Source organism: Streptomyces sp. NPDC058375 (assembly GCF_042723425.1).
GTDB classification, from domain to species: Bacteria; Actinomycetota; Actinomycetes; order Streptomycetales; family Streptomycetaceae; genus Streptomyces; species Streptomyces durocortorensis.
The window spans coordinates 1-2,934 of the sequence record NZ_JBHXJG010000440.1; the positions used below are offsets into that span (position 1 = coordinate 1).

Genomic DNA, 2,934 nt, shown 5'->3' on the forward strand with positions numbered 1-2,934 from the left:
GGCGCGAAGCAGTGGAGGGGGCGGGGGCGTTGCGGTGAATACGGGATCAACTCCAGCTGGCGTGCAGCGGCTTGCCCTCGGCGTAACCGGCGGCGCTCTGGACGCCGACGACCGCCTTCTCGGCGAACTCCGCCAGGGATCCCGCGCCGGCGTAGGTGCAGGAGGAGCGGACGCCCGCGATGATCGAGTCGATCAGGTCCTCGACGCCCGGGCGGGTCGGGTCGAGGAACATCCGCGAGGTGGAGATGCCCTCCTCGAAGAGCGCCTTGCGGGCGCGGTCGTAGGCGGACTCGTCCGAGGTGCGGTTCTTGACTGCGCGGGCCGAGGCCATCCCGAAGGACTCCTTGTAGAAGCGGCCGTCGGCGGACTGCTGGAGGTCGCCGGGCGACTCGTACGTCCCCGCGAACCAGGAGCCGATCATCACGTTGGACGCGCCGGCGGCGAGCGCCATGGCGACGTCGCGCGGGTGCCGGACACCGCCGTCCGCCCAGACGTGCTTGCCGTGCTTCCTCGCCTCGGCGGCGCACTCCAGGACGGCGGAGAACTGCGGGCGGCCGACGCCGGTCATCATCCGGGTGGTGCACATGGCACCGGGGCCGACGCCGACCTTGATGATGTCCGCGCCCGCCTCGATCAGGTCGCGCACACCCTCGGCGGCGACGATGTTGCCCGCGACGATCGGCACCTGCGGGTCGAGGCCCCGCACGGCCTTCACCGCGCTGATCATGGATTCCTGGTGACCGTGGGCGGTGTCCACGACGAGGACGTCGGCGCCCGCGTCCAGGAGCTGCTTGGCCTTGCCGGCCACGTCGCCGTTGATGCCGACGGCGGCCGCGATGCGCAGCTTGCCCCGGGCGTCGGTGGCGGGGGTGTAGAGCGTGGCGCGCAGGGCGGCCTTGCGGGTGAGGATGCCGACGAGGCGGCCCTCGGCGTCGACCGCGGGGGCGAGCTTGCGGTTGGCGCCGTCGAGCTTGGTGAAGGCGGCGCGCGGGTCGATGTCCGCGTCGAGCACCACCAGGTCCTTGGACATGACCTCGGAGAGCTGGGTGAAGCGGTCCACGCCGGTGAGGTCGTGGTCGGTGACGACGCCCACGGGACGGCGGTCGGCGTCGACGACGACGCCCGCGCCGTGGGCCCGCTTGGGCAGCAGCGACAGGGCGTCGGCGACGGTCTGGCCCGGGGCCAGCTCGATCGGGGTGTCGAGGACGAGGTGGCGCGTCTTGACCCAGGAGATGACCTCGGTGACGACCTCGATCGGGATGTCCTGGGGGATGACGACGAGGCCACCGCGGCGGGCGACGGTTTCGGCCATCCGGCGGCCCGCGATGGCGGTCATGTTGGCGACCACGAGCGGGATGGTGGTGCCGGTTCCGTCCGGCGAAGAGAGGTCCACGCCCTGGCGGGAACCGACCGCCGAGCGGCCCGGGACCATGAAGACGTCGTCGTAGGTGAGGTCGTACGGGACCGCGGGGGACTCTGTGTAGCGACCGGTGCCCGGCTCAAGAAAACGCATAACACTCATTTTTTCATACGAAACGGTGCAGGTCGTTTCCACGAAGACACAGCAAAAGACCCCCGCCTTCGTCCGTTCCTCCAAAGAGCGTTCCGAGGAGGCGGCCGGGGGCCCCGGGCAAGTGGAACCTGCCTTACCCACGGACTCTACCCGAACGGGATTCGAATCATTCGTGATCACCATCCCTGGACCGGGTGACAAGGGGTCAGGTAGCTTCAAACCCGCAGGTCTCGGGGGTGTCGGAAGCGTCGATCCGGCTCGTCGGCAACCCTGGGCACACCGTATGACCGGAGAGGATCCCGATCCGCCTGTGGACAGCGAACTGCCGGACATCTATTGCCCGTTCCCGCAGCGGACCAACCCGCACGTGGGACACACCCGGGGGCATCTGGACGCCTGGACCAGACAGACGGGTCTGGTCCACCGCGAGTCCGCGAGGAACCGATTCGAACAAGCCGATTTCGGGGCGTTCGTCGGCATGGTCTACCCGACGGCCGACGAGGAACACCTCGATCTGGTGGCCGACTGGTTCGTCTGGCTCTTCCTGGTCGACGACCAGCTCGACGACGGCCACCTCGGCCGTTCACCCGACCGGGTGAGAGATGTCGTCGACCGGATGCGCGCGGTGGTCGACGGCTCGGCTCCCGAGCCGCTGCCGGGGGAAGAGGTCCCGGCCGCCGTGACCGCCCTGGCCGATCTGTGGAAACGTACGACGCCGAACGCGGCCCCGCACTGGCGGACCCGGTTCGCCTGGCATCTGGTCGCCTACCTCACGACCGCCACCACCTGGGAGGCGGGCAACCGCGCCGAGGACGTGGTGCCCTCGGAGGAGACGTACATCGCCAAGCGGCGGCACACCGGGGCCATCCACGTCTGCATGGACCTCATAGAGATCGTGGCGGGCATCGAGGCCCCGGAGTCGCTCCACAACGACCCCCGCTTCATCACCGCCCTGGAAGCCGCGTGCAATCACGTGTGCTGGGCGAATGACGTGTACTCCTTCGAGAAGGAGCAGGTGCTCGGCGAGATCCACAACCTCGTCCACCTGGTCCGCCACCACCGGGGCCTCGGGGAGCAGCAGGCGCTGGACCACGTCGCGGAGCGGCTCGCGATGGAGACCGAGCGGTTCCTGACCGCCGAGGACGAGCTCCTTGAGCTGTATCCGGAGCTGTCCGGGCTGCTGGTGCCCTACCTCGACGGGATGCGGAGCTGGATGCGCGGCAACCTGGACTGGTCGCGCCAGACGCCCCGCTACAACCCCGCCGACGTGGGGCAGTACGAGGAGCCCGAGGAGTATCTGGAGGAGACCGTGCTGGGCGTCCCGCCCGCGCGCACCGAGGCGGTCGCCCCCGCCCCGTGCGCGGCGAAGGCCCCTCCGGCGGGCTGAGCGAACGTGCCGAGGGCCGGACACCCGCGTGCGG

At 70.0% G+C, this 2,934-nt stretch carries 2 protein-coding genes; one reads left to right on the forward strand and one right to left on the reverse strand.

Features of this window, described 5'->3' with window-relative positions; genetic code table 11:
* Nucleotides 1-46 precede the first annotated feature (46 nt).
* A complete protein-coding gene (locus tag ACFWM7_RS34750) occupies nucleotides 47-1,513 on the reverse strand; it encodes a GuaB1 family IMP dehydrogenase-related protein (protein ID WP_383268627.1) in 1,467 nt (488 codons plus the stop codon).
* A gap of 310 nt (nucleotides 1,514-1,823) precedes the next feature.
* On the opposite strand from ACFWM7_RS34750, the gene ACFWM7_RS34755 reads away from it, so the two are divergent.
* The gene (locus tag ACFWM7_RS34755) at nucleotides 1,824-2,900 is read left to right on the forward strand and encodes a terpene cyclase (RefSeq protein WP_383268630.1); all 1,077 of its coding nucleotides are present in this window, start codon (nucleotides 1,824-1,826) and stop codon (nucleotides 2,898-2,900) included.
* Nucleotides 2,901-2,934: the final 34 nt, after the last annotated feature.